This window comes from Pseudomonas sp. NPDC087358 (assembly GCF_044900785.1).
Classification (GTDB): Bacteria; Pseudomonadota; Gammaproteobacteria; order Pseudomonadales; family Pseudomonadaceae; genus Aquipseudomonas.
The window spans coordinates 105,887-132,780 of sequence record NZ_JBJDOA010000013.1 but is presented as its reverse complement, the minus strand read 5'-3'; the positions used below and the strand labels follow the sequence as shown (position 1 = coordinate 132,780).

At 61.7% G+C, this 26,894-nt stretch carries 25 protein-coding genes; 16 read left to right on the top strand and 9 right to left on the bottom strand.

Annotated elements, in window-relative coordinates; genetic code table 11:
• Positions 1-49: 49 nt before the first annotated feature.
• Both ACI2KS_RS24840 and ACI2KS_RS24835 read left to right on the top strand, forming a co-directional pair.
• Positions 50-709, top strand: coding sequence for a YciC family protein (locus tag ACI2KS_RS24840; RefSeq protein ID WP_404623652.1), 660 nt, complete (start codon positions 50-52; stop codon positions 707-709).
• An 8-nt stretch (positions 710-717) separates the two neighbouring features.
• Positions 718-1,809: an endonuclease/exonuclease/phosphatase family protein gene (locus tag ACI2KS_RS24835; RefSeq protein WP_404623651.1), complete on the top strand. Its 1,092-nt coding sequence runs from the start codon at positions 718-720 to the stop codon at positions 1,807-1,809.
• Positions 1,810-2,006: 197 nt separating this feature from the next.
• On the opposite strand, the gene hrpB is transcribed toward ACI2KS_RS24835, so the two are convergent.
• Complete coding sequence (gene hrpB / locus ACI2KS_RS24830) at positions 2,007-4,553, bottom strand: ATP-dependent helicase HrpB (protein ID WP_404623650.1); 2,547 nt, start codon at positions 4,551-4,553, stop codon at positions 2,007-2,009.
• Positions 4,554-4,697: 144 nt separating this feature from the next.
• Here hrpB and ACI2KS_RS24825 point away from each other — a divergent pair, with 144 nt between their 5' ends.
• Positions 4,698-5,123 carry a polyribonucleotide nucleotidyltransferase gene (locus ACI2KS_RS24825; RefSeq protein WP_404623649.1) on the top strand — a complete coding sequence of 142 codons (426 nt, stop codon included), beginning with the start codon at positions 4,698-4,700 and terminating at the stop codon, positions 5,121-5,123.
• A 30-nt stretch (positions 5,124-5,153) separates the two neighbouring features.
• A complete protein-coding gene (locus ACI2KS_RS24820; RefSeq protein ID WP_404623648.1) occupies positions 5,154-6,059 on the top strand; it encodes a cation diffusion facilitator family transporter in 906 nt (301 codons plus the stop codon).
• A gap of 117 nt (positions 6,060-6,176) precedes the next feature.
• Here ACI2KS_RS24820 and ACI2KS_RS24815 read toward each other — a convergent pair whose 3' ends face one another.
• Entirely contained in the window at positions 6,177-6,908 is a 732-nt protein-coding gene (locus ACI2KS_RS24815; protein ID WP_404623647.1) for a DUF6515 family protein, read from the bottom strand.
• Here ACI2KS_RS24815 and ACI2KS_RS24810 point away from each other — a divergent pair.
• The 3 genes from ACI2KS_RS24810 (at position 6,894) to ACI2KS_RS24800 (ending at position 8,699) form a co-directional block, all read left to right on the top strand.
• Entirely contained in the window at positions 6,894-7,532 is a 639-nt protein-coding gene (locus ACI2KS_RS24810) for a hypothetical protein (RefSeq protein ID WP_404623646.1), read from the top strand. The genes ACI2KS_RS24815 and ACI2KS_RS24810 overlap by 15 nt on opposite strands.
• Positions 7,533-7,958: 426 nt before the next feature.
• Entirely contained in the window at positions 7,959-8,438 is a 480-nt protein-coding gene (locus ACI2KS_RS24805; protein WP_081569314.1) for an Lrp/AsnC family transcriptional regulator, read from the top strand.
• A 54-nt stretch (positions 8,439-8,492) separates the two neighbouring features.
• Positions 8,493-8,699, top strand: coding sequence for a DUF2788 domain-containing protein (locus ACI2KS_RS24800; RefSeq protein ID WP_404623645.1), 207 nt, complete (start codon positions 8,493-8,495; stop codon positions 8,697-8,699).
• 162 nt (positions 8,700-8,861) lie between these two features.
• On the opposite strand, the gene ACI2KS_RS24795 is transcribed toward ACI2KS_RS24800, so the two are convergent.
• The 4 genes from ACI2KS_RS24795 to ACI2KS_RS24780 all read right to left on the bottom strand — a co-directional run bounded on the left by ACI2KS_RS24795 (position 8,862) and on the right by ACI2KS_RS24780 (position 15,590).
• Complete coding sequence (locus ACI2KS_RS24795) at positions 8,862-9,494, bottom strand: pseudouridine synthase (RefSeq protein ID WP_404623644.1); 633 nt, start codon at positions 9,492-9,494, stop codon at positions 8,862-8,864.
• 71 nt (positions 9,495-9,565) lie between these two features.
• Positions 9,566-11,062 (bottom strand): AMP nucleosidase, encoded by a 1,497-nt coding sequence (gene amn, locus ACI2KS_RS24790; RefSeq protein ID WP_404623643.1) that lies wholly within the window; start codon positions 11,060-11,062, stop codon positions 9,566-9,568.
• Between the two features lie 772 nt (positions 11,063-11,834).
• On the bottom strand, positions 11,835-13,484 hold the full coding sequence (locus ACI2KS_RS24785) for an acyl-CoA dehydrogenase family protein (protein ID WP_404623642.1): 1,650 nt from the start codon (positions 13,482-13,484) through the stop codon (positions 11,835-11,837).
• Between the two features lie 147 nt (positions 13,485-13,631).
• Complete coding sequence (locus tag ACI2KS_RS24780) at positions 13,632-15,590, bottom strand: 7TM diverse intracellular signaling domain-containing protein (protein WP_404623641.1); 1,959 nt, start codon at positions 15,588-15,590, stop codon at positions 13,632-13,634.
• A 363-nt stretch (positions 15,591-15,953) separates the two neighbouring features.
• On the opposite strand from ACI2KS_RS24780, the gene ACI2KS_RS24775 reads away from it, so the two are divergent.
• The 4 genes from ACI2KS_RS24775 (at position 15,954) to ACI2KS_RS24760 (ending at position 19,619) form a co-directional block, all read left to right on the top strand.
• A complete protein-coding gene (locus ACI2KS_RS24775; protein WP_404623640.1) occupies positions 15,954-16,751 on the top strand; it encodes a hydroxymethylpyrimidine/phosphomethylpyrimidine kinase in 798 nt (265 codons plus the stop codon).
• Between the two features lie 26 nt (positions 16,752-16,777).
• Positions 16,778-17,404 carry a thiamine phosphate synthase gene (gene thiE, locus ACI2KS_RS24770; RefSeq protein ID WP_404623639.1) on the top strand — a complete coding sequence of 209 codons (627 nt, stop codon included), beginning with the start codon at positions 16,778-16,780 and terminating at the stop codon, positions 17,402-17,404.
• A gap of 58 nt (positions 17,405-17,462) precedes the next feature.
• Entirely contained in the window at positions 17,463-18,746 is a 1,284-nt protein-coding gene (gene hemL, locus ACI2KS_RS24765; protein WP_404623638.1) for a glutamate-1-semialdehyde 2,1-aminomutase, read from the top strand.
• A gap of 309 nt (positions 18,747-19,055) precedes the next feature.
• A complete protein-coding gene (locus ACI2KS_RS24760) occupies positions 19,056-19,619 on the top strand; it encodes a tetratricopeptide repeat protein (RefSeq protein ID WP_404623637.1) in 564 nt (187 codons plus the stop codon).
• A 6-nt stretch (positions 19,620-19,625) separates the two neighbouring features.
• Here the strand turns inward: ACI2KS_RS24760 and ACI2KS_RS24755 are convergent, their stop codons facing one another.
• Positions 19,626-19,952, bottom strand: coding sequence for a DUF1820 family protein (locus ACI2KS_RS24755; RefSeq protein WP_404623636.1), 327 nt, complete (start codon positions 19,950-19,952; stop codon positions 19,626-19,628).
• A 131-nt stretch (positions 19,953-20,083) separates the two neighbouring features.
• Between ACI2KS_RS24755 and miaB the strand changes: the two genes are divergently transcribed.
• The 5 genes from miaB to lnt all read left to right on the top strand — a co-directional run bounded on the left by miaB (position 20,084) and on the right by lnt (position 25,545).
• Complete coding sequence (gene miaB, locus ACI2KS_RS24750; protein ID WP_404623635.1) at positions 20,084-21,412, top strand: tRNA (N6-isopentenyl adenosine(37)-C2)-methylthiotransferase MiaB; 1,329 nt, start codon at positions 20,084-20,086, stop codon at positions 21,410-21,412.
• A 235-nt stretch (positions 21,413-21,647) separates the two neighbouring features.
• Complete coding sequence (locus ACI2KS_RS24745) at positions 21,648-22,655, top strand: PhoH family protein (RefSeq protein WP_404623634.1); 1,008 nt, start codon at positions 21,648-21,650, stop codon at positions 22,653-22,655.
• Positions 22,648-23,148 carry an rRNA maturation RNase YbeY gene (gene ybeY, locus ACI2KS_RS24740; RefSeq protein ID WP_404623633.1) on the top strand — a complete coding sequence of 167 codons (501 nt, stop codon included), beginning with the start codon at positions 22,648-22,650 and terminating at the stop codon, positions 23,146-23,148. Before ACI2KS_RS24745 ends, ybeY begins: the two co-directional genes overlap by 8 nt.
• A gap of 5 nt (positions 23,149-23,153) precedes the next feature.
• The gene (locus ACI2KS_RS24735; protein WP_404623632.1) at positions 23,154-23,996 is read left to right on the top strand and encodes an HlyC/CorC family transporter; all 843 of its coding nucleotides are present in this window, start codon (positions 23,154-23,156) and stop codon (positions 23,994-23,996) included.
• Between the two features lie 28 nt (positions 23,997-24,024).
• Positions 24,025-25,545, top strand: coding sequence for an apolipoprotein N-acyltransferase (gene lnt, locus ACI2KS_RS24730; protein ID WP_404623631.1), 1,521 nt, complete (start codon positions 24,025-24,027; stop codon positions 25,543-25,545).
• Positions 25,546-25,590: 45 nt separating this feature from the next.
• On the opposite strand, the gene ACI2KS_RS24725 is transcribed toward lnt, so the two are convergent.
• Together ACI2KS_RS24725 and ACI2KS_RS24720 are read right to left on the bottom strand one after the other, a co-directional pair.
• Entirely contained in the window at positions 25,591-26,352 is a 762-nt protein-coding gene (locus tag ACI2KS_RS24725) for a YdcF family protein (RefSeq protein ID WP_404623630.1), read from the bottom strand.
• 86 nt (positions 26,353-26,438) lie between these two features.
• Entirely contained in the window at positions 26,439-26,810 is a 372-nt protein-coding gene (locus ACI2KS_RS24720; RefSeq protein WP_404623629.1) for a hypothetical protein, read from the bottom strand.
• Positions 26,811-26,894 lie beyond the last annotated feature (84 nt).

The window sequence follows — 26,894 nt, the reverse complement described above, 5'->3', positions numbered from 1 at the left end:
CACCGGCTCTACGTTAAAGTGTCGACCTGCTTTTTCCTGTGATCCGTTCATGAATCCGCTGACCATCATTCAAGACTCGTTGTACTTTTTCCGGCGTAACTTCGCCAGCATTCTTACGCTGTGTCTGCCGCTGGTGATTCTCGAGGCGCTGACCAAGCAACTGCTGGGCAGCGCGGCCAGCGACAGCCCGGCGAGCTGGCAACTGCTGATCGGGCTGCTGTTCTACCCGCTGTACACCGGGGCGCTGATTCTGTTCATGGACGCCAAGTCCCGCAGTGAAGTGCCCGCCACGCGCAACCTGCTCGCCGCGGCCTTGCGCATGTGGCCGACCTTCGCCGTGCTGACCGCGCTGAGCACCCTGCTGATCATGGCCGGGCTCTCGCTGTTCATCATTCCCGGCGTGTGGGTGATGATCAAACTGGTGTTTTCCGAGTACTTGCTGGTGCTGCGGGGTCTCGGCCCGCTGGACGCCATGCGCGAAAGCTTCAAGATGACCCGCGGCCACGTGGTGAGGATTCTGGTCTGCGTGCTGTTCGTCTATATCCCGTTGTCGGTGCTTGAGGGGCTGAGTTTCTACGTCCTGCCCGATCAGCAAAGCCCGGCCCTTTCGTTGCTGGTCGACAGCGTTTCGAGCTTCCTGCAACTGTTCATCAGTGTGGTGATGTTCCGTCTGTTCATGCTGATCGATGAGCCCGCGCAGCCGGCCTAGGAGTGCCGATGTCCCGTCCACTGCGTTATGTCGTCGCGCTCGCGCTGCTGGCAGCCTTGGCGGCTGGCCTGATCTACGACGTCACCTGGCATCCGGCCCGACACGAGCATTTGCCCGTCACGTGCAATGCCAAGGATGCGCCACCGCCCTCGCTGGCGGCCGGCCAGACGCTCAAGGTGATGACCTGGAACATCCAGTATCTGGCGGGCAAACGCTACGTGTTCTGGTACGACATGGCCGATGGCAGCGGCCCGGACCAGCGGCCTACCCCTGAGGACATCGCCTACAACCTCGATGAAGTCGCGCGATTGATCCGCGACGAGCAACCGGACATCGTGTTGTTGCAGGAAGTGGACGACGGCGCCAAGAACACCGATTACAGCAACCAGCTGGCACTGTTGCAGGAGCGAGTGACCGACCTCTATCCCTGCAGCACCGAAGCGTTTTACTGGAAGTCGGATTTCGTTCCTGATCGGCACATCTTCGGCAGCGTCGGCACCAAGCTGGCCACCCTGAGCCGCTATCAGGTGGACAAGGCCGAGCGGCTGCAACTGCCCTCCCCTGACGGCAACATCATCAGCCGTCAATTCGAACCCCGCCACGCATTGCTGGTGAGTTACCTGCCGCTACGCGATGGCGGACATCTGGCGGTGGTGAACACCCACTTGGGCGATTTCCGGCCCGGCGACGATACCCTGCAGCGCCAGGTCGCAGCGACACGACAGCTGCTGGATACCTTCGAGCAGAGCGGCACGCCCTGGGTCAGTGGTGGGGATTTCAACCTGCTGCCTGAAGGGCAATACCAGCGTTTGCCCGCCGAGCAGCGTGAGCAATTTGCGCCTGACACTGAACTGCACGCCCTCTCTGACGTTTACCCGATGATCCCGAGCAATGAAGACGTCAATGGTGAAGATCGGCGCAAGTGGTACACCCGTTTCCCCAATGACCCCCGAATAAGCGGGCCCGACCGGACAGTGGACTACCTGTTCTACAGCCCGAAACTCAAGCGGGTCGATGCCCAGGTTCGCGAGGCCGATACGCTGTTGATCTCCGATCACTTGCCGGTGATCGCACGGTTTCTGTTGCCTGCTGCGCGGTAGAAAGGCTTTCCGCAACCTGGCTTCTGCCCTGAGGGCGTGGGAGCCGCCGGGGTGACGCTCCACCTTGCCAGCGATCTGCCGGGCCCCGGCAGCCGAACCAGATAACTCAGGTTTCACTGCCGGTGCCCGGCAGGTCGTGAGCAAGCTGCACTCCCACGGCCTGCGGCCAGAATCAACAGCAGTCGCGGTTATGGCGCTTACTTCCTCGGTTTGACCCGCGCGGTAGGCTCGGCGATCAATGGGTCGTCGGGCCAGTAATGCTTGGGGTAGCGACCCTTCAGATCCTTCTTCACCTCGGCATAGGTGCTGCGCCAGAAGTTGGCCAGATCCTGGGTGACCTGCACCGGTCGCCGCGCCGGTGACAGCAGGTGCAGTTTGACCACCTGTCGGCCGCCAGCGATGCGCGGGGTGTCGGACAGGCCGAACAGCTCTTGCAGGCGCACAGCCAGGATCGGCGGGTGTTCGCTGTAATCAAGCCGCACCGACGAGCCCGAGGGCACATTCAGGTGATGCGGCGCCTGCTCATCAAGGCGCTGCGGCAGCGGCCACGGCAGCAGGTTATGCACAATCGAAGACAAGTCCAGATGACTGAAATGGCTCAGCCGCGTGACCTTGCCCAGGTACGGCAACAGCCAGTGCTCGAGCCCGTCCAGCAGCGCCTGGTTGCTGACATCCGGCCAGTCGCTGCCGGCCGCTTTGTCCAGATCCAGTTGGCGCAGCAAGCCGACCCGCGCCTGCCACTGGCGCAACTCCGGCGTCCACGGCAGAAGCTCCAGGCCCTTGCGCCGTACCAGCGCCAGCAAAGCCTGACCTCGCGCCGAGTCATCCAGCCCGGTAAGGGGCTCGCGACTGATGATCAACTCACCGACCTTGCGTTGACGCTCGGCGCGGAACACCCCTTCGCGCTCGTCCCAATCCAGATGGTCGAACTGACTGACCTGCTCGGCCAAGACCGTGTCGAACAAGGCCGGATCAAACTGTGCCGCCAGATAAATGCGCTCTTCACGCTGTCCCTGACGGCTGCCGAGGTCGGCGATGGCCAGCCACGGCTCTTTCATCAGTGCATCGGCCTCGGCAAACAACGCGGCGCGACCGTTGGCCAGCCGGTACTCAGCGCCACCGGCACGACGCTGCTGGGCCACCCGGTCCGGATAGGCCAGCGCCAGCAAGGCGCCCAGCCAGCGCGGATGATCGGGGTCGGCCACCGGATGTTTCGCGGCGCCCCTGAGATACCCACGATACTGACGCGACAGTTGCCTGGCCCGCTGCACCCCACCTTGAGCGCCACGGGCAGCGCGCTCGGTACCAGCCAATAGCGTCAGGCGGCTGTGCAGATCGGCCCCGGCGCCCCGCAGGATGTCACGCTCGCCCAGCAAGGCAGCGACATCGCAGGCCAAAGCGCCGAGCCCTGACTCCTGACCTCGCAGCAGCAGATGCGCGATGCGCGGATGGGCCGGCACTTCGGCCATCGCCTGGCCGTGAGCGGTGAGTTTCCAGTCAGTCCCTGGCACATGAGCCAGCGCACCAAGTCGACCGAGCAGATCCTGCGCCTGGGCATAGGCCGCCTGAGGCGGAACATCGAGCCAGATCAATTGCCCAGGCTCGACACCCCAGCGCGCCAATTGCAGCGCCAGACCTGCCAGGTCCGCCTGAATGATTTCCGCCGTACCGTACGCCGCCAGCTGTTCGTGTTGCGCCTCGGACCACAGGCGATAACACACGCCGGGCTCCAGACGCCCTGCCCGGCCGGCACGCTGGGTGGCGCTGGCGCGGGATATACGCTGAGTATCAAGGCGCGTCATGCCGCTGCCCGGATCGAACCTAGGGACCCGTGCCAGGCCGGCATCGATCACCACACGCACACCGTCGATGGTCAGGCTGGTCTCGGCGATATTGGTCGCCAGCACCACCTTGCGCGTGCCCTTGGGCGCCGGTTCGATGGCCGCGCGCTGGGCGCCAAGGTCAAGCTCGCCGTGCAGCGGACAGAGCATTACATCGCGTCGCTCGCCCAGGGCATCGGCCAGTTGCTGATTGACCCGACGAATCTCGGCCTGCCCCGGGAGAAATACCAACAGGCTCCCGGTTTCATTGCCCAGCGCATCGAGCACGGTCTGCACCACGCGTGGTTCGATGAACTCCCCCGGCTGAAACGGCCGCCCCCACTGCATGGCGACCGGAAACATGCGCCCCTCGCTGCTGATCACTGGCGCGTCATCGAGCAGGCTCGACAGCCGCTCCCCTTCAAGGGTCGCCGACATGAGCAGGATCTTCAGCGGCGGCTCGGCACCAGATTCTCCATCACGAAACAGCGCCCGACCATTGAGGCTCAGCGCCAGTGCCAGATCCGCATCCAGGCTGCGCTCGTGAAACTCGTCGAAGATCAACAAACCGACGCCCTCCAGCGAGGGGTCTTGCTGCAGGCGTCGGGTGAGGATGCCTTCGGTCACCACTTCGATGCGCGTGTTCGGGCCGACCTTGCTCTCCAGCCGGATCCGGTAACCCACGGTCTCGCCGACCTTCTCGCCCAGCTCGGACGCCAGGCGCTCCGCCGCCGCCCGGGCTGCGAGACGACGGGGTTCGAGCATGAGAATGGTCTGCCCGGCCAGCCACGGCTCGTGCAAAAGCGCCAAGGGCACGCGCGTGGTTTTACCGGCACCCGGGGGCGCTTCGAGTACCACCTCGTTGCGGTGGGCAAGGGCCTGGCGCAGTGCAGGCAAGACGGCATCGATGGGCAGAGAAGTCATGGTGGCTCCGAAAACAGACCGCCGATTATACGGATGCAACGCGCACCTTTGTTCGCCAGCGCGCAGAACCGTCCTACAGGTTGGATAGTCTTAATGATTAGGCATTTGCCTTGTATAGTTGCGACTTCCTCTGAGGAGATCTCCATGCGCATACCTTCGCGTTTGATTGGCGGCGTCCTGGTCGCCACCCTGCTGACCCAGCTGACCGCCTGCGGCAGCATTTTCTACCCCGACCGTCGCGGCCAGATCCAGGGCAGCGGCAGAATGGACCCGGCCATCGTGGTCCTCGACGCCGTCGGCCTGCTGTTCTATATCATCCCTGGGGTGATCGCCTTCGCGGTCGACTTCGCCACGGGCGCGATCTACCTGCCCAGCGGCCAGCACGCGCAGATCGACCCAGAAAAACTGCAACCTGCCGTGCGCGGCGATGGCACTGTGGATAACACCCGACTGCAAGCCATCATCCAGACCGAGCTGGGCCGCACACTGCCGCTGGATGACCCGCGCCTGATCCAGCACAAGGGCAGCACGCAACAGCTGGCCATGCTCGGGCTGGTCCCGTCGGCGTGATGGATCAACGTTCTGAATGAAGGAAGCGTCATGAGCACCAGCCCTGAACATGCCCGGTTATTGCGCCTGGCGACCCGAGCTTCGCTGGCGGTCGCCAGTATTCTGATCATCGCCAAGGCGGTGGCATGGTGGCTGAGCGGTTCGGTGAGCCTGCTGGCAGGTCTGACCGACTCGCTGCTCGATGGCGCGGCCTCGTTCCTCAATCTGCTGGCCGTGCACTACGCCTTGCGCCCCGCCGATGAAGACCACCGCTACGGGCATGGCAAGGCCGAAGCATTGTCGGGCATGGCGCAGGCACTGTTCATCGCAGTCAGTGCATTCCTGATCGGTTTTCAGGCCATCGAGCGCATCCAGCATCCGCAACCGCTGGGCGCTCCCGGGCTGGGCATCCTGGTCATGGTGATCTCGATAGGGCTGACCCTTGCGCTGCTGGCGTTGCAACACCGGGTAGTCAAGGAAACCGGATCAGCAGCGATTCGTGCCGACTCTCTGCATTACCGCTCCGACCTGTTGCTCAACATCAGCATCATGCTGGCGCTGGCGCTGGCGTACTTCGGGTATGACCAGCTGGATGCTTATTTTGGTCTGGTGATTGCGTTCTACATTCTCTGGAGCGCCATTTCCATTGCCCGCGAGACGGTGGCGGTGCTGATGGACGCCGAACTTGAGCCCGACGTCAGCGCGCGCATGCTGGAACTGGCACAGAGCGTCCCCGGCGTGCTCGGGGCACACGATCTGCGCACGCGGATCTCGGGCAATCACTGGTTCGTGCAGTTGCACCTGGAGCTCCCAGGCGCGCTGACTTTACTGGTGGCACATGATCTGTGTGAACAGGTAGAGCGCGCGATCATGGCTGAATTCCCGAAAGCCGAGGTGCTGGTGCACGCCGACCCTCAGGAAGTAGTGACGCGGGACAACAGCCCGGTGATGAATTGATAACCCCGAAAAACCGTAACCGTCCTCTGTAGCAGTCCGGCTTGCCGGCGGCAGCGATAGCAACTTCGCTACCGCCGGCAAGCCGGACGTTACCGGGGCGCTTTGCTGCCTACACCCTCACTGCTGAACGCTGTACCCGCGCCCGGCGTAACACGCGGCCATGGCCTGGCGGTAAATCCCCACCACTTCAGGTGCAGGCTGATAGGTCGCCGCCGCCGGATCGAAGTTGCTCTGCTGCACCGCGTAACGGTAGCAATCATAGCGATCCTGCTCGACCTGCTGCTGCGTCTGGCCATTGGCCGGATAGGCGATCACCTCGAATGGATCGGCAGCCTGCTGCGGCGCCTGATTCGGCGAGTAGACCGGCTCGACGTTCTGCGGCGGCTCGGCCACTACATATTCCTGAGTGCTCTGCTCATAGGTGTAGTAAGTGCCCGCGGCGAGGAAGAACATCGCGCTGCCCAGCCAGACCTGTTGCGCATAGTCAGGCAGATACCGCACCCGCACCCCACGCGGCGGCGCGACCACGACATAGCGCGGGCCTTGCGGGCGGTACCAGTAGCCACTCGAATAGTAGTAATCGCCACCGTGATACGGCACACGTGAATAACCACCCGGCATGCGGTCTATTTCATAGCCGGGGCGATAGCGCGGCCCGCCTCCCCAACCGTCGCCGTGACCATCGGGCCGTCCGTTGTCGGGACGATGATCGCCGTTGCGCCACGGGTTGTTGTCCCGGGGCTGGTCGCGGTAGAAACCCTGACGCGGCTGTTGTGTCTGCATCACGGTGTCGGGACGGCTCTGGATCGGCAGATTGCCCTGGCGATCCTGCAATTGACGCTGCTGCATTTGTTGTTGCTGCTGGTGCTGCTGTTGCTGGAGCTGCTGCTGGCGTTGTTGCTGCTGCTGTTCCTGCTGCACCTGATCCTGACGCTGCTGGTTGCGCTCGCGGTCTTGCTGCTGACGCTGCTGGTCAAAACGCTGTTGCTGGTTCTGCTGGATCTGGCGCTGCTGATTCTGCTGCTCTTGCTGGCGCTGTTGCTGGTACTGCTGCTGTTGTTGCTGACGTTGCTGCTGCTGAACCTGCTGTTGTTGTTGCTGTTGTTGCTGTTGCTGTTGTTGCTGCTGATGTTGCTGGTTCCGCTGTTGATCCTCGCTGAAGCTACGCTGCTGGTTCTGTTGCTGCTGACGCTGCTGATCGAAACCATGCTGCTGTTGCTGACGCTGCTGTTGTTCGTTGTGTTGTTGCTGCTGATTGTTATCGTCGGCCAACACCTGAGCACTGATGCTCAAGGCCAAAAGACTGACACCTGCCAAACGCCAGATGCGCATGTTCATGCTTTCCTCACTGCGGCGCGGATACCTGTTGATAGGACTGCATTCTGGGTGCGCCGTTCGCGGCACTCTATCAGCGGGGATCATGCCGCGAAACTACGGGATGCCATGATCCTCGAACCTGCACTTGCTCTGTAGCAGTCCGGCTTGCCGGCGGGGGCATCCCGGGCATCGCTGCCGCCGGCAAGCCGAACTGCTACAGGACCAAGCTCCATCCAGCCGAAAAGGACCGGGCTGCAAATGCCGGGCACAAAAAAAGAGGGCTCATGGCCCTCTCTGGAATACTTCGTCCTGGCTCGACGCTTTTGACGCCGGCTCACCTCGCATCGTCTTCTGGACATTGCGTAGCCCGGTGGCCTGATCAACCCTATGGGGCTGGAGGCCGCGGCTGGCCTGATTCGGCGGGCCGCGCTGGACGCTGTGTCCGGGCAGTGATTCTGGTTAAAAGAATAGGCTTTGACGGACGACAGAGGATTGCGAATGTTGCTGACGAAAACACCACTTGCGCAATTTTTCACTTCGGATGAATAATTCAGCGCAATCGATCCTATAAAGGTGCCCATCGTGAGCAAGCTCGACAGATATGACTTGAGTATTTTGGCTGAACTGCAACGCGACGCGCGCATCTCCAATCAGGAGCTGGCCGAGCGCATCGGCCTGTCGCCATCGCCCTGCTCACGGCGGGTCAAGCAGCTCGAAGACGACGGCTACATCGTGCGTCAGGTGGCCTTGCTCGATCGCAAGAAGCTGGGGCTGAGCCTCACCGCCTATGTGCTGATCGGCATGGATCGCCACACCCCCGACCGTTTCGAGAATTTTGAACAGCACATCCGCAATCTGCCGCAGGTGCTCGAATGCAGCCTGGTCACCGGTATCGACGCCGACTACCAGCTCAAGGTCGTGGTGCCGGACATGGACCACTACCAGAAATTCCTGCTCGGCCATCTGACCCGCATCGACGGCGTGACCAGTGTGCGGTCCAGCTTCGTGCTCAATCAGGTGCTGGCCAGTACCGAATTGCCCTTGGTACACCTGCGCGGCTGATGCCTCGGACGAGAGCCTATAATTGCCAGCCTGCCGACTCACCGGAGACGATCCATGGATCCTGCGCTGTTTGAAGAATGGATGATGACCATACTGGTCACGGTACTGGTCGGCTTCATGGCGTTCATCGTCTGGGATCTGGCTAAAAAATCCAAGGCCGGGCGTTTTGGCACCATGATCCTGTTCGGCGTTCTCGGGCTGGGGGTGCTGGCGTTTGTGATCAAGAGCGTGGTGATTGCCTACCTTGAGCAGCACCAATAAGCCTCAAGACGTCCGTCATTCTCCCCATTGCCGCTTGACCCTGTAGGAGCGAGCTTGCTCGCGATTGCGAGGTATCAGGCAACCACGGCGTTGCGAGGCGGATCAATCGCGAGCAAGCTCACTCCTACAGGGGTCACCGTTTGCCTGCGGATTCATGGCGGACTACAACTTCGCCGGCACTTCCCGCCACTGCCCCTGATCCAGCCCCTCGATACTCCAGTCGCCGATCCGCACACGCACCAGGCGCAAGGTCGGCAACCCGACCGCAGCGGTCATTCTGCGCACCTGGCGATTTCGCCCTTCCTTGATAACCAGTTCCAGCCAGCTGGTCGGTACGCTCTTGCGAAAACGCACCGGCGGATCACGTGGCCACAACTGGGGTTCTTCCAGCTGCCGGGCTTGCGCAGGCAGGGTCGGGCCGTCGTTCAACTCGACACCATCGCGCAGTCGCTGCAGCTGCTCTTCGCAAGGCTCGCCTTCGACCTGCACCCAGTACGTCTTCGCCAGCTTGTGTTTGGGATCGGCGATCCGCGCCTGCAGTTGCCCGTCGTTGGTCAGCAACAACAGACCTTCGCTGTCACGATCCAGCCGGCCGGCCGGATAGATGCCGGGAATTTCGATGAAGTCCTTGAGGGTTGCGCGTCCTTCGCCATCGCTGAACTGCGTCAGCACATCGAATGGCTTGTTGAACAGGATCAGCCGAGGCTCGGCGGGCGGTGCCTTGGCGACACGCCGGGTGGCGCCGGAAGCATTCGGCGCCGGGCGGCGCGAAACGGGATGTTGAGTGCGGGGCATGGGCAATCGGAACCAGATGACGAAAACACAAAGGACCACTTTAGTGGCCCTTGCGCTAAACGCCTAGCGAATCAGCGGAACGGCGGCTCGTCGAAACTGCGCAATTTGCGCGAGTGCAGCGAGTTGAGCTGGGTGCGCATCAGGTCCAGTGCCGCGATGCCGATCTTCAAATGCTGAGTCACCGCACGCTCGTAAAAGGCGTTGGCCGAGCCCGGCAGCTTGATTTCACTGTGCAGGGGCTTGTCCGACACGCAGAGCAGCGTGCCGTACGGCACCCGCAGACGATAGCCTTGAGCTGCGATAGTGCCGCTCTCCATGTCCACCGCCACCGCGCGAGACAGGTTGATCAGCGGCCGCTCCTGGGCCCAGCGCAGTTCCCAGTTGCGGTCGTCGTAGGTCAGCACGGTACCGGTGCGCAGGCGCTTTTTCAGATCCTCGCCCCGCTCGCCGGTGACCTGGGCCGCCGATTCCTGCAAGGCCATTTGCACCTCGGCCAGCGCCGGGATCGGGATGTTGGGCGGCAGTACGCGGTCAAGAATCCCGTCGCGACGCATGTAGGCGTGAGCCAGCACGTAGTCGCCGATGGTCTGCGACTGACGCAGGCCACCGCAGTGACCGATCATCAGCCAGCAATGCGGACGCAGCACGGCCAGGTGGTCGGTGATGTTCTTGGCGTTGGACGGGCCGACGCCGATATTGACCAGGGTCACGCCGTGCCCGTCTTCGGCGATCAGGTGATAGGCCGGCATCTGGTAACGGTGCCAGACCACGCTGGAGACGATGGCCTGGGCTTCGCCGTGGTCCATGCTCTTGTCGACGATGACGTTGCCCGGCAGGACCATCTTCACGAAACGCGGATCATCGCGCAGCCGTTCCAGGCCATGGACGATGAACTGGTCAACATAGCGGTGGTAGTTGGTCAGCAGGATCCAGGGCTGCACATGACGCCAGTCGCTGCCGGTGTAATGCACCAGACGGCGCAGCGAGAAATCCACGCGCGCGGCGTCGAACAGGGCCAGCGGCAGGGGATCCGTGTTGGCCCAGTCATACAGGCCATCGGCGATGCCATCGGTGGCGGCAGACAGGTCGGTGCTCGGAAACACCCGCGCCAGCGTTGCAGCGGTGACGCCTGTGCCGGCCAGCTCATCGCCTTGCTCGACAACGTAGGGATAGGGGATGTTCTGTTCGCTGACGCCTACTTGCACCGTGACGGTGAAGTCATTCATCAGCGGCACGAGCTGCTCGATCAGGTATTTGCGGAACGCTGCCGGGTGGGTCACGGTGACGCTGTAGGTGCCGGGCAACTGAACCTTGGCATAGGCGCGAGTGGTGAGCGGGACTTCACCCTGGCAATGGTAGGTCAGGCGCAATTCAGGATAGCGGAACAGCCGACGCTCGGCGGCGTCGGGCTCGACGCGGTCCTTGAGATAACGCTTGAGCGCCTGGCTCAGGGACGTGGTCGCACTTGCGTGCAGCTCGGCAAGCCGGTCCACGGCTTGCTCGGCGGTTTCTACGACAATAAAAGCTTCAGTCACGATGCGCATCCTTCTGATCTTGCAAGGCTCCATCTTGCCTGCATCGGAAAGGGAAGGCACTAGAAGCTTGAGGATTGTCTCGACTCTGCGTTCTCGACCCTGGCCGCAGGCCGTGGGAGATTCTAGGGTTTCAAACAAGCTCCTCAAGCAGCTTTGGGCTATTGCGCCGCCTGCTTTTGATTCTGGCCGCAGGCCGTGGGAGCTTGGCTTGCCAGCGATCTGCCGGGCACCGGCAGTAGGGTCAGACGGCGCGGCGGATCAGGTGCATCGCGTGAACAGGCTTTGCTGGCGCTTCGCGCCAGATCGTCGGCAAGCCAACTCCCACGCCCTCCGGGCAGAAGCGGGTGGACATCTGCGGACCTCCGGGCAGAAGCAATGGACCCCTGTTGCGCCGCCTGCTTTTGATTCTGGCCACAGGCCGTGGGAGCTTGGCTTGCCAGCGATCTGCCGGGCAGCGGCAGTAGAGTCAGACGGCGCGGCGGGTCAGGTGCATCGCGTCCACAGGCTTTGCTGGCGCTTCGCGCCAGATCGTCGGCAAGCCAACTCCCACGCCCTCCGGGCAGAAGCGGGTGGACATCTGCGGGCCTCCGGGCAGAAGCGGGTGAACATCTGCGGGCCTGCGGGCAGAAGCGGGTGGACATCTATCGGCCTGCGGGCAGAAGCAATGGACCCCTGTTGCGCCGCTTGCTTTTGATTCTGGCCGCAGGCCGTGAGCCGGCTTGCTGGCGAATGCAGACCCTCAGTCGACATTGATGTATCAGATCCATCGCTTTCGCAGCGAGCCGGCTCTTAGAGTCTGGGTGACTCAACCGACCTGCGGCGATGACCTGGCCACCAGCGCCTGGACATCCACGCCCCTGGGCAACGCGCCGTAGACCCGTGCGGGGTGTTGCAGGCGACCGGCGATGAAACCGTCACTGACCGCCGAATGACCGGCCTCCAGGAGCAACTTGGCCTGCAGGCCGACGGCGATGTCTTCGGTCAGTTGCCGGGCGCGGTATTGAATATCCGTGGTGTCGTTGAACGCGCGCTTGAGCTGATCAATGTGCGCAGCCAAGCGCTTGTCGCCATGACCATCACCCAACTCGTCGAACAGCGCGTCAAGCACCCCAGGCTCCTTGGACAACGCCCGCAACACATCCAGACACTGCACGTTGCCCGAGCCCTCCCAGGTCGAGTTGACCGGCGCTTCTCTATAGAGACGCGGCAGTATGGTGTCCTCGACATAACCCGCCCCGCCCATGCATTCGGCGGCTTCGTTGATCATGGCCGGAGCCCGCTTGCAGATCCAGTACTTGCCCACCGCCGTCACCAGCCGTGCGAAACGCGCTTCATGGGAGTCGTCCAGCCGCTCAAGCGACCGGCCCATGCGCAGGCTCAACGCAAGCGCCGCTTCGCTTTCCAGCGCAAGGTCCGCCAATACGTTTTGCATCAGCGGCTGTTCGCTGAGCACGCGGCCGCCGACACTGCGGTGCGCGCAATGATGGGCTGCCTGGGTAAGGGCCTGACGCATCAGCGCGCTGGAGCCGGTCATGCAATCGAAACGGGTCATGGCGACCATTTCGATAATGGTCGGCACTCCGCGCCCCTCTTCACCGACCATCCACGCCAGCGCGCCCCTGAACTCGACTTCGCTGGAGGCGTTGGACCAGTTGCCGAGTTTGTTCTTCAAACGCTGAATGTAAAACTCGTTGCGGGTGTCATCCGGGCGATGCCGAGGCAACAGGAAACAGGTCAGGCCCTTGTCGGTCTGCGCCAGGGTCAGGAAGGCGTCGCACATCGGCGCCGAACAGAACCACTTGTGACCCACCAGCTCATAGGCTTGACCCGGGCCTGGCTGGCCGACCGGATACGCACGAGTGGTGTTGGCCCGCACGTCGGTGCCGCCTTGCTTCTCGGTCATGGCCATGCCGATGGTGGCGCCTGCCTTGTGGGCGATGCCGACGTTGCGCGGGTCGTACTGGCTAGCGAGGATTTTCGGCAGCCAGGTATCAGCCAGATCAGGCTGAAGCCTGAGCGCCGGTACGCTGGCGAAGGTCATGGTCAGCGGGCAACCACTGCCCGCCTCGGCCTGGGTGTGCAAGTAGCTCATGGCAGCACGGGCGACATGCGCACCTTCGCGCGGATCGGTCCAGGGCAAAGACGGGATGCCGTGCTCGATCGCGGTTTGCATGAGCTGGTGATAGGCCGGATGAAACTCCACCAGGTCGATGCGGTGCCCGTAGCGGTCGTGGCTGGCGAACACCGGTTTGTTCTGATTGGCGAGAAACCCCGCTTCCATCAATGGCCCGCCTGCCAACGCTCCGTAAGCGTCGATCCTGGACTGCGCCCAACCGGCGCCGTAGCGCTGGGACCACTCCTGCAACGGCAGGTCGATGCGGTAGAGATTGGCGCCGTCGAGGGACGGTGGCTGGTTGGTGACCTCGTGGGTCTCGGCGAACTGATGCAGGTTCATGAGGCGGCTCCGGTCCGGTCAGCGCACGGCAATGGCGCAGATGAGGGCCAGTGAATCATGCACCGGGAAGCGAACAAAGTGCCGAAGGCGACTAAATGACGGCGCTTTTACCCGCAATCACCGCGCACACGATGTCGAGAACGCCGATCAAACCACCGGTACATTCGCTTGCAACATATCCAGACTCAATCGGAACTGACTACCGTTACCTGGCTCGGATTGATGGCTCAGGCGGCCGCCCTGCAATTCGATGAGCTGCCGGCAGATCGCCAAACCAATGCCCAGGCCGCCGTACTCACGGGTCATGGAGCCGTCCACCTGGAAGAAGTTGGCGTACAGGGTTTCCTCGTCGAGGCGATTGAAACCGATGCCGGTATCAATCACGTCCACCAGCAACCGCACCTGACGCGCATCGGTGCACTGGCCACTGACACGGATTCTGATCGAGCCGTTCCTGGTGAATTTCAGCGCGTTGTCCAGCAGGCAATCCAGGCACTGACGCAGTTTCAGCGCATCCCCCTGCAGACTGTCCGGCAGGCTTTCATCCAGCTCCACCGTCAGCGCCAGTAACTTGCTGCGCGCCAGAGGCTCGTAGGTGCTGCGCAGCTGAAACAACCAGTGGCGCAGGCTGAAGGCCTCGCTCTGCGCGCTGATCCGGCCGGCCTGCAACTCGGTCAGGGTGAGTATGCCGTTGACGATGCCCATCATGTTCTGCGCCGAGTCGGCGGCAGTCTGACGATACAGCTCGATCTCACCCTCGGCCGCGTCCATCTGCATCAGCTCAAGCGAGCCGATGACGCCGTTCATCGGGGTGCGCAACTCGTGAGTCAGCGTGGCGAGAAACTCATCCTTCAGACGGTTACTGACGGCAAGCTGCTGATTGAGTTTCTCCAGGTCCTGGCTCGACTGCGCCATGATTTGCGTCTGCCGCTCACGCATGGTGTTGATGCGGTCGGCCAATGCCAGCGACAACAGCGCAACTTCCACCACCGAGCCAATCTGACTGGCGTACATGGTCCAGAAGTTATTGGGCAAGTGCCCCAGCAGCATGGTCGCGTTGATCACTCCACCCACCAGGAACGCCGACCAGGCGTACACGAAATAGCGCGCCACCCGCCGCCCCTTGAGCCAGGCAACAACGCCGATCAGCAATATGATCGGGGAGAAGATCAGCACCAGCGCGGTCACCAGACGCAATGCAATGCCGTAATCCATGGTCAAGGCCAGGACCATGATCACTGTCGAGCAGGTCATCATCAGCAACAGCGGCACATCCAGCCAGCCACCGAGCCTGGGCGTCTGCAAGAACTTGCGGGTGAACTGACTGGCGAAGAGGATCGCGGCGGCGATGAGGAAGGTGGTCGAGGTATTGGCCCACCACGGGTCATCCGGCCACAAGAACTCGATCCCGGCACCGTTGACCGAAACCTGATACAGACCAAAGCAGCTGATATAGAGGATGTAGTAGAGATAACTGGTGTCACGCACGCTCAGGTAAATGAACAGGTTGTAGACCAGCATCACCGCCAGCACGCCGTAGATCATGCCCAAGATGTAGAGCCGCGACGGCTGCTCCTCGATATACGCATGACTGGCCCAGAGATTGAGCGGCGCCTGCACCGAACCATGGCTGGACACGCGAAGGTACGCGGTCTTGCTCTGGTCAGCTTTGAGGTTGAGCTCGAACAGGTAGTTGTTCTGTTTAATCTGACGGCTGCTGAAAGGCAGCATGTCGCCGGTCTGCCAGGTCAGGCTTGGCTGCGCCGTATCGCTGGCCAGATACAGGTCGACATGGTCCATCGGCGGGTAGGCCAGTTCCAGCAGCCAGTCGGCGGAGGCCACCGGATTGATCGGGCGATAGGTCAGCTGCACTTTCAGCCAGAACACCGAACGCGAGTAACCGGCGTTGAGCGAGCCGGCATCGAGCGCTCGAAACTTTTCCGCGCCTTGGGCCGAGGCAACATCCTCGATGGTGGCGGTGCCGCTTGGGTCTTCGAACACTTGGGTAGCCCGGCCCAATGGCAGGGTACGCGTGTTTTCATTGAACTCCACGGCGCACGCGAGCATTGGCAACAGGGCCAGCAACAGCGTCAGGACAAAGCGCATGCGACACCGTCCGTACTGTTGTAGACAGTAGGATGAATGCCCCGATCCATTGGAGACGACAGTTTGACGGGGGGCAAACCCCATCCGCTCGGAGCAACCGAGAACTCGGCCAGATGGCTTAGCGGGCAACGCACTTGCATTCACTCTTGATGGCGGGGAAACAAAATCGGCCAATAGCATAACGACTGATAGCTGGGTGACACCATGTGTATCGTCACATGCCAGGCTTTCATGACTCTTTCAGGACGACCGGCACTGGCATACCCCGAGAATGCCCGTCCTAGAGCCGCGCAGCCTGTCGCGCCGAAAAATCTGCCGCCGACCAGCGGCCCGGCAAAAGCTTTAGTGGTAAGCTCGCGCACCATGAATATCTATAGCTCCCGCCCCGTTGTCCTCTGTCTCTCCGGCCACGACCCCAGTGGCGGCGCCGGCTTGCAGGCAGATATCGAAGCCCTGCTTGCACAGGGTTGTCATGCCGCTCCCACCGTCACCGCCCTGACCGTGCAGGACACCGTGAACGTCACCGACTTCCGTGTGCTGGACCGTCAATGGGTGCTGGCCCAGGCCAATGCCGTGCTCAATGACTCCACGGTCGCCGCCGTGAAGCTGGGCATGCTCGGCTCGCTGGAGATGGTCGACACCGTCGTCGGACTGCTCGAGGCCCACCCGCACCTGCCCATGGTGTGCGACCCGGTGTTGCGCGCCGGTGGTGGCGGACGGCTGGGCAAGGACGAAGTGGGCTACGCCATGCGCGAGCGGCTGCTGCCGCTGGCGACCATTGCCACGCCCAATCTGCCGGAGGCTCGCATTCTTGCCGAGCTGCCGGACGGCTCGGCCGATGAATGCGCGGAAAAACTTCTGCCGTTCTGTGAGCATCTGCTGATTACCGGCGGCCACGGCGACGAGCACGAAGTCCACAATCGCCTGTATATCCGCAACGGCCAGCCACGCACGTTTACCTGTCAGCGCTTGCCGGGCAGTTATCACGGCTCGGGCTGCACCCTGGCAAGCGCCCTGGCCGGTCGCCTCGCCCTCGGGCAGGACGTAATCAGCGCCGTGCAAACGGCGCTCGACTACACTTGGCGTACCCTGCGCGACGCTGAACAATTGGGCAAAGGGCAGTTCGTACCTCGCCGTCTGCCGCTGGATTTTTGCTCGTAACGCCACGAAAGAAAGAGGCACCCCTGATGAGACTACGTGGCCTGTATGCCGTGACCGACAGCCAGCTGTTGGCCGGCAAATTCCTGTCCTATGTCGAAGCCGCCCTTGATGGCGGTGTGACCCTGCTGCAATACCGCGACAAGTCCGGTGACGAGACCCGGCGTCTGCGCGAGGCCTCGGAGTTGCTGAAGCTGTGCGAGCGCTACAAGACCCGACTGATCATCAACGACGACGCCGAAGTCGCTGCGCGGCTGGGGGTTGGCGTGCACTTGGGGCAAACCGACGGTTCGTTGCCCGATGCCCGCGCGCTGCTCGGCCACAAGGCCATCGTCGGTGCCACCTGCCACGCGCAACTGGAGCTGGCCGATAAAGCCAAGGCCGACGGCGCCACATACGTCGCCTTCGGACGTTTTTTCAACTCCACGACCAAACCCGGAGCGCCAACCTGCAGCCTGGACATGCTCGCCCAGGCGCGCAAACGCATTCAGTTGCCGATTGCCGTCATTGGCGGCATCACCCTGGAGAACGCCGCGCCGCTGGTGGCCCACGGTGCCGACCTGCTGGCCGTGGTGCATGGCTTGTTCGGCGCCGAGAGCACCGTAGAAGTCACCCGCCGCGCCCGCGCCTTCAACGATTTGTTCAAGCCGGCCTGATCCGCGTATCGGGCCGACTGCATCCCTCTTCATGACCGATTCAAACAGAGACCCCATCATGTCCCGTTCTGAAACCCTGTTCGCCAATGCCCAGAAACACATTCCCGGCGGCGTCAATTCGCCGGTTCGCGCTTTCAAGAGCGTGGGCGGCACGCCGTTGTTCTTCAAGCATGCGGCAGGCGCTTATGTCACTGACGAAGACGACAAGCGTTATGTGGACTATGTCGGCTCCTGGGGCCCGATGATCCTTGGTCACAGCCATCCGGACGTGCTGGACGCGGTACGCAGTCAGCTGGAACACGGTTTGTCCTACGGCGCGCCGACCGCGATGGAAACCGACATGGCCGAGCTTGTGTGCTCGATCGTGCCGTCGATGGAAATGGTGCGCATGGTCAGCTCCGGCACCGAAGCCACCATGAGCGCGATCCGTCTGGCCCGCGGCTATACCGGTCGCGACAGCATCATCAAGTTCGAAGGCTGCTACCACGGCCACTCCGACAGTCTGCTGGTCAAGGCCGGCTCTGGCGCGCTGACCCTGGGCGTGCCCAGCTCGCCGGGCGTACCAGCGGCTTTTGCCAAACACACGCTGACCCTGCCGTTCAACGACATCGATGCGGTCAAGGCGATGCTGGCTGAAGTCGGTCAGGAAGTGGCTTGCATCATCGTCGAGCCGGTTGCCGGCAACATGAACTGCGTACCGCCTGCACCGGGTTTCCTGCAAGGCCTGCGTGAAGAATGCGACAAACACGGCGTGGTGCTGATTTTCGACGAAGTGATGACCGGCTTCCGGGTTGCCCTCGGCGGCGCCCAGGCTTACTACGGCGTCAATCCAGACCTGAGCACCTTCGGCAAGATCATCGGCGGCGGCATGCCGGTTGGCTGCTTCGGCGGCAAACGCGAAATCATGTCGCACATCGCGCCGCTGGGCCCGGTGTATCAGGCCGGCACGCTGTCGGGTAACCCGCTGGCCATGGCGGCGGGCCTGACCACCCTGCGCCTGATCAGCCGCCCGGGCTTTCATGACGAATTGAGCGCCTACACCACGCGCATGCTCGAAGGCCTGCAACAGCGCGCCGACGCCGCCGGCATCCCGTTCGTGACTACTCAAGCTGGCGGCATGTTCGGCCTGTACTTCACCGAGGCCAGACAGATCGTCACCTTTGACGACGTGATGACCAGCGACGCCGATCGCTTCAAGCGTTTCTTCCACCTGATGCTTGAAGGTGGCGTGTACCTGGCGCCAAGTGCGTTCGAAGCCGGTTTCACCTCCATCGCCCACGGCGAGGCGGAATTGCAACTGACCCTGGACGCAGCCGAGAAGGCGTTCGCCAAGCTGAAATAACAATCCGGGCGATAACGTGTAGGCGTGAGCTTGCTCGCGATGCGGTGTAGCTCACGCGCTCGGGATCGTTGAGCGGGCGTGGTAGACACACCCCAATCGCGAGCGTGCTCACTCCTACAGTTCTGGATTTAACTGTATGTTGATACTGCACTGGGGCTTTGACCGCCCTGAATACAGGCCAATCAAGCCCGTGCAGCAGAAAATCAGTAAAGACTTTGTAAGGTTGGCCTCGCTTATTTCATAATGCGCAGCCAGCACGTTTAGCTGGACGGGCATGCCCGCACCTTTTTCAGAGGTAAGTCGACTTCCATGAATCGCACCGGCCGCACCCTTGCATTGGGCTGCCTGTTGCTTCTTCATCCCCTGCTGGCAGATGCAGGTGGCAACTCGTTGTTGATCCCAGCGGTGGGTCGTTGCACCCTCAATACCCAGCCAGACAACCTGCAAGCAGCGTTGTCGGCCTGCCAGCAGGCGGCACAAGGCGGGGATGCGCAGGCACAATATGAGTTAGGGGAGTTTTATTACGACGGCAAGAATGCGCCCCGTGATCTCACCCAGGCACTTAACTACTTTGAACAGGCCTCATTGCAGGGCCATCCACAGGCCCAGTATCAACTGGGGCTGATGTTCTTCCGTGGCGAAGGTGTGCAGGCCAATAACATTCAGGCTTATATCGTGCTGAAGATGGCGGCGGTCAATGGTTCCGAAGATGCCCTGGATCAGGCCGACGAAGTTTCCGCACAGATGAAAAAAGAAGACCTGGAAGTGGCCACCCAGGTACTGGGACAGATCTTCCGCAAGTATCTGCTCGAGCTGCAAACGGCCGAAGGGCGCACGCCGTTTGCGCCCTTCCCCGACAGCGCCAAGCCCTGATCGGGGTTATTTGTCCGGCATCGGCATCGGAAATGGCATGACGTTGCCAGTCTGACGCGCTTCGCTGATCTTCGGCGTCCCCATACGCTCGACTTCATCGATACGCACGATCGAGTGCATGGGCACAAAGCTGCGTACCACGCCATCGAACTGCGCCTTGAGTTTTTCTTCGCTAGGGTCGACGACCACGGTCGTGCGCTCGCCGAAGACGAATTCCTCGACTTCCAGGAATCCCCACAGATCACTTTGATAGATCTGCTTGGCGTACATTTCGAACACCTGTCCCTGGTTGAGAAAAATCACCTTATAGATTGGAGCTTCGCGTTTGGTCATAACAGGCAGGCAATGATCGGGGTTTGAAAAAGGGCACGAACTATAGCATGCCGCTCGTTAGGGAACGCTAGGAACCGCGGCCATGCGTCACTATAATGCGCGGTTCTTTGAATCACCTGATGAACCCCCGCATGGCCAAGAAGCTTTACATCGAAACCCACGGTTGCCAGATGAACGAGTACGACAGCTCACGCATGGTCGACCTGCTGGGTGAACATCAGGCACTGGAAGTCACCGCGCGCGCGGAAGACGCCGATGTCATCCTGCTCAACACCTGCTCGATCCGCGAGCGCGCGCAGGATCGCGTCTACTCCCAGCTTGGCCGCTGGCGTGAACTGAAGCTGGCGAACCCGGACATGGTGATCGCCGTCGGCGGTTGTGTGGCCAGCCAGGAAGGCGCGGCGATCCGTGATCGCGCGCCCTATGTCGACGTCGTGTTTGGTCCGCAAACCCTGCATCGCCTGCCGGAAATGATCGACGCCGCGCGCGCCACTCGCCTGCCGCAGGTTGACGTGTCGTTTCCGGAAATCGAGAAATTCGACCATTTGCCCGAACCCCGCGTCGATGGCCCGAGCGCTTATGTGTCGGTCATGGAAGGCTGCAGCAAGTACTGCACGTTCTGCGTGGTGCCTTATACCCGTGGCGAAGAGGTCAGCCGCCCGTTCGACGACGTGATCACCGAAGTCTTCCACCTCGCGGAAAACGGCGTGCGTGAAGTGACCCTGCTGGGGCAGAACGTCAACGGCTATCGCGGCACCACCCACGACGGTCGTGTGGCGGACCTGGCCGAGCTGATCCGCGTGGTAGCTGCCATCGATGGCATTGACCGGATTCGCTACACCACTTCGCACCCGCTGGAGTTTTCCGACAGCCTGATCCAGGCCCACGCCGACGTTCCCGAGCTGGTCAAACACCTGCATCTGCCGGTGCAGTCAGGCTCCGACCGGATCTTGGCGGCGATGAAACGCAACCACACCGTGCTCGAATACAAATCGCGCCTGCGCAAGCTTCGCGCAGCGGTGCCGGACATCTGCATCAGCTCGGACTTCATTGTCGGCTTCCCGGGCGAGACCGAGAAAGACCATCTGCAGACCATGAAACTGGTGGAAGACGTCGGCATGGATTTCTCCTACTCGTTCGTCTACAGCTCCCGCCCGGGCACCCCGGCGGCGGACCTGGCCGACGACACTTCGCAAGAAACCAAGAAACAGCGCCTCAAGCAGTTGCAGGACCTGATCAACCGCCAGGGCCTGGAAATCAGCCGCAGGATGGCCGGCACCGTGCAGCGGATCCTGGTCACCGATTACTCGAAAAAGGACCCGGGCGAGCTGCAAGGGCGTACCGAGAACAACCGCATCGTCAACTTCCGCTGCGACAATCCCAAGCTGATCGGCCAGTTCGCCGACGTCCACATCGACAGCGCGCAACCGCATTCGCTGCGTGGATCGTTGTTGCAATAAGGCCGGACGCCCAGCTGCAGATGCAACGCTAACCCTGTAGGCCTTCGCTTGCTCGCGATTGCATTCATCCCGTCACCATCGAGGTGTCGGACACACCGCGATCGCGAGCAAGCTCACTCCTGCAAGGTCTTTGGCACGGTTGACCCAACCATTAGTAAGTGAGCCCTTTCGGACACCGCGCGCAGGGGTTATCCTTCGGTTCACCTTTATTGCCGTCGGGCGGCTAAAAACGACCTTGAACGCACCTATCGAACCACATCGCTTCACCCTCGAACCTATCGAGGCACATCGCTTCGCCAATCTGTGCGGGCAATTCGACGAGCATTTGCGCTTGATCGAACAACGCCTGGACATCGAGATCCGCAATCGCGGAGGCCAGTTCGAGATGATCGGCGAACGCAAACAGACCACTTCGGCAGAAAACCTGCTGCGCCGACTGTATCGGGAAACCAAGAGTACTGACCTGTCGCCAGACATGGTGCATCTGTTCCTGCAGGAATCGGGCGTTGAAGCGCTGGACAACCATCCTGCCGCTGAAGTCGGCGTAGCCCTGCGTACCAAAAAAGGCATGATTCGCCCACGCGGCCTGAATCAGCAGCGGTACGTGAAGGAAATCCTCGCCAACGACATCAACTTCGGCATTGGCCCGGCCGGTACCGGCAAGACCTACCTTGCCGTGGCGGCAGCGGTCGATGCGCTGGAGCGCGAACAGATTCGCCGCATCCTGCTGGTGCGTCCGGCGGTCGAAGCCGGCGAAAAGCTTGGATTCCTGCCCGGCGACCTGTCGCAGAAGATCGACCCGTACCTGCGACCGCTCTACGACGCGCTGTACGAGATGCTCGGCTTCGAATACGTGGCCAAGCTGATCGAAAAGCAGGTGATCGAAGTCGCCCCTCTGGCGTACATGCGCGGCCGCACGCTTAATAACAGCTTCATCATTCTCGACGAGAGTCAGAACACCACCGTCGAGCAGATGAAAATGTTCCTGACCCGTATCGGCTTTGGCTCCACCGCCGTGATCACCGGTGACATTACCCAGATCGACCTGCCCAAGGGCACGAAATCCGGGCTGATTCACGTCATCGAAGTGCTCAAGGACGTGCCGGGCATCAGCTTTACCCACTTCAAGCCCAAGGACGTCGTGCGCCATCCACTGGTTCAACGCATCGTTGAGGCCTATGAGCGTTTCGAGGCTCGTAGCGACCTGCCCCAGGCACCACGGGACAACCACCGCGATGCTTGAGCTGGATCTGCAGGTCGCCAGTCAAGCCAGCGCCCCAAGCGAAGCCCAGTTCCGCCTCTGGTGTGAAATGGGCCTGCGCCAGCGCACGGCCGACTCGGAAATGACCATCCGCCTGGTCGACGAAACCGAAGGCCGGGAACTGAACCACACCTGGCGCCACAAAGACTACGCCACCAATGTGCTGTCGTTTCCTGCCGATGTACCTGATGAACTCCTGGATATTCCCCTGTTGGGCGATCTGGTCATCTGTGCGCCTGTGGTCGCCCGTGAGGCTGCCGAGCAGGGCAAGACGCTGGACGCACACTGGGCACATCTGGTGATTCACGGCTGTCTGCATTTGTTGGGCTACGATCACATTGAAGATGACGAAGCCGATGAGATGGAAGCGCTGGAACGAGAGTTGCTTGCAGAGCTGGGCTATCCGGATCCCTACGCCGACGATGAAATCGTCGACGACCCCCATTCAGTAACACCTGGCAAGGACCACGAGTAAGGGCTATGAGCGAAGACCGATCGAGCAACGGGCAAAAGTCATGGTTGGGCAAACTGACCCAGGCATTTGCCCATGAGCCGAAAAACCGCCAGGAGCTGCTTGAGCTGCTGCGCGAAGCCCATCAGAACAAGCTGCTGGACAGTGAAGCGCTGGCCATCGTCGAAGGTGCCATTCAGGTCGCTGACCTGCAGGTTCGCGACATCATGGTGCCGCGCTCGCAAATGATCAGCATCAAGGCCAGCCAGAGCCCTCGTGAATTCCTGCCGGCGGTGATCGATTCCGCGCACTCGCGTTATCCGGTCATTGGCGAAAGCCATGACGATGTACTCGGCGTGCTCCTGGCCAAAGACCTGCTGCCCTTGATCCTCAAGGACAACGGCGGCGCCGGCGACGTCAAGAACCTGCTGCGTCCGGCCACCTTCGTGCCCGAATCCAAGCGCTTGAACGTGCTGCTGCGTGAGTTCCGCGCCAACCACAACCACATGGCCATCGTCATCGACGAGTACGGCGGCGTGGCGGGTCTGGTGACGATCGAGGACGTGCTTGAGCAGATCGTCGGAGACATCGAAGACGAACACGACGTCGAGGAAGACAGCTACATCAAACCGCTGCCCAGCGGCGACTTCCTGGTCAAGGCGCTGACGCCGATCGAGAGCTTCAACGAGTTCTTCGACAGCGAGTTCTCCGATGATGAATTCGACACCGTCGGCGGCCTGGTGATGAACGCGTTCGGGCACCTGCCCAAGCGTAATGAAATCACCGAAATCGGCGCGTATCGTTTCCGCATCCTGAATGCCGACAGCCGTCGTATTCATCTGCTGCGCCTGAGCCCGATCCTGCGCTCGTAAAGTCGTAATTCGTCACTAAGGAATGTAAATGCGCTGGATCACCCGCCCCGGCTGGCCCGGTAACCTGCTGGCCATGGTGGCTGGCGCGTTGATTACCCTGGCCCTGGCGCCGTTCGATATCTGGCCACTGGCGATCGTCGCGCTGGTGGTTTTCTATCTCGGTCTGCGTGACCTCAAACCCCGTCAGGCCCTGTGGCGCGGCTGGAGCTACGGCTTCGGCCTGTTTGGCGGTGGCACCAGCTGGATCTACGTCAGCATCCACACCTATGGCGAGGCACCTGTCTGGCTCGCAGGGTTTCTGATGGTGCTGTTCTGCGCCTCGGTGGCGTTCTTCTTCGCCCTGCCCGCATGGTTATGGGCGCGCTGGATCCGTCGCAACGAAGCACCGCTGGCCGACGCGCTGGCGTTTGCCGCGCTGTGGTTCGGCCAGGAAATGTTTCGTGGCTGGTTCCTGACCGGCTTCCCCTGGCTCTACTCCGGGTACAGCCAGCTCGACGGCCCGCTCAAAGGCCTCGCTCCGCTGGGCGGCATGTGGCTGATCTCCTTTGTTCTGGCCCTGACCGCAGCGCTGCTGTGCAACTTGCCTCGCCTGCGCGCACGTAAAAGCTTTCTGGCCAGCGCTCTGGTGCTGTTGCTGGCGCCATGGGTGATGGGTCTGGCGCTCAAGGGACATGCCTGGACCCAGCCTGCCGGCGCACCGCTGAAGGTCGCCGCGATCCAGGGCAACGTCGAGCAAAGCATGAAGTGGGATCCGGCCGCGCTGAATGCGCAGTTGGCGCTGTACCGGGACATGACCTTCACCTCGCAGAAGGCCGACCTGATCATCTGGCCGGAGACGGCGGTACCGGTGCTCAAGGAGTCGGTGGAAGGCTACCTGTCGGTGATGGGCAAGTTCGCGGCCGATCGTAATTCGGCGCTGATCACCGGGGTGCCGCTGCGGCAGAAAGGCGGGCGTGGTGAGTTCCGCTATTACAACGCGATTACCGTCACCGGCGAAGGCGACGGTACTTACCTGAAGCAGAAACTGGTGCCGTTTGGCGAATACGTGCCGTTGCAGGACCTGCTCCGCGGGTTGATCACCTTCTTCAACCTGCCCATGTCGGACTTCGCTCGCGGCCCGGCGGAACAAGCCCTGTTGCAGGCCAAGGGTTATCAGATCGCCCCATTCATCTGCTATGAGGTGGTTTATCCGGAGTTCGCCGCCAGCCTGTCTGCCCAGAGCGATCTGCTGCTGACGGTGAGCAACGACACCTGGTTTGGCACTTCGATCGGCCCGTTGCAGCATCTGCAGATGGCGCAGATGCGTGCCCTGGAGGCCGGGCGCTGGATGATCCGCGCAACCAACAACGGCGTCAGCGCGCTGATCGACCCGTTTGGCCAGATCACCACCACGGTGCCGCAATTCGAGCGCGCGGTGATGTATGGCGAAGTCACCCCGATGCACAACCTCACGCCCTACCTGCACTGGCGCTCGTGGCCGCTGATCGTGTTGTCGGTGTTGTTGATTGGCTGGGCACTGCTGGCGAGCCGGATTGCGAAGACGGTGTGAGGCCTGCAGTCGCTTCTGGCCGAAGGCCGTATCGATCAACCGCAATCACCGATAAAACAGCGGATACGCCACCAGCCCTGCGGCTTCATTCAACAGCTGCCCGCTCTGCCAGACCGCCCTGGCCTCCGGGGCCCAGCCGCCGAAGGGCCTGGCGTTATCCACACTCAGGAACCCCACCGGGGCGGGCACGACACTGAAGCCGGCCTGCTCGAAGCTCCACACCGAACGTGGCATATGCCAGGCCTGAGTGACCACGACCACGCGCTTGATGCCCTGCGGCTGAAGGATTTCAGCGCTCATTCTGGCGTTTTCCCAGGTCGTGCGGCTCTGCCCTTCCTGCCAACGCGCAGTCACGCCGAAATCATCGCGCAACGAATCGGCCATGATGGCGGCTTCGCTCGGCGGCTCGCCATAGTGCAAGCCACCGGTGGTGAGGATCGGCAGCCCCGAGGCCTTCGACAGACGCGCCGCATACCTCATGCGTTCAAGCGCCACGCCGGTCGGGATATCGCCGCCCCAGCTCGGGTCATTGCGCTCACGCCCCGAGCCCAATACCACAATGGCGTCGGCGCGCTGGCCCAGCGTCGCCCACTCGCTCTGCGGCAGAGGTGCAATGCGTTCGATCCCTTGGGCCGACCACTGCACGACTATCGGCAGGCTCATCGCCCACATCCCACCCAGGCCGATTACGAACAGCACTCGCGCAAGCCTTGGGCGGGAATTTCTCAACCACCAGGCAAGCAGCAGCAACAGCAGGAAGAGGCCAGGGGGCAGCAACAGGTTCTTGATGAAGTAACGAAAAGGCATCGAGCATCTCCAACAGATGCCCGAAGCCTAAAAGGAATGACGCTAAGCAACAATGCTTAATCAGACGGGACCAAAGCCCGCGAAGGTTAACGCTTGGAATGTTTGCTGGAACTGTAACGACTCAACTTTGCCGACACCTTGGCGCGACGCTGATCCTTCAGCCAGATGACATTGGCTGGAGGGTGCGGGGCGCGGATCGGCTCCGAAGGCTCCCGTGAAGTGTTGGAACTCCCTTTCCTGGTGTTCGATGAATCCTCTTTCACCACGGCTTCGCTTCTATCCAGATACGCCTCGATCAACTGGAATTCGGCATGGCTCAATCCACGCAACTCCAGCTCAGTGGGGTATTCATTGCGAAGCCGGACTGCTGTTTTCGCCATGTCCAGGGCCAGCCCCAGACGATCGATCAAACGGTCATACAGATCAGGTTTCTTTACTTGGTGCCGCAGCTCAGCCATCCGTTCACCTCACTGAAGATAGACACATACCCTCGTAAATGAGCTTAGCGGCACTGCAAAAACCGGCGCGATGCCGCGACCAAC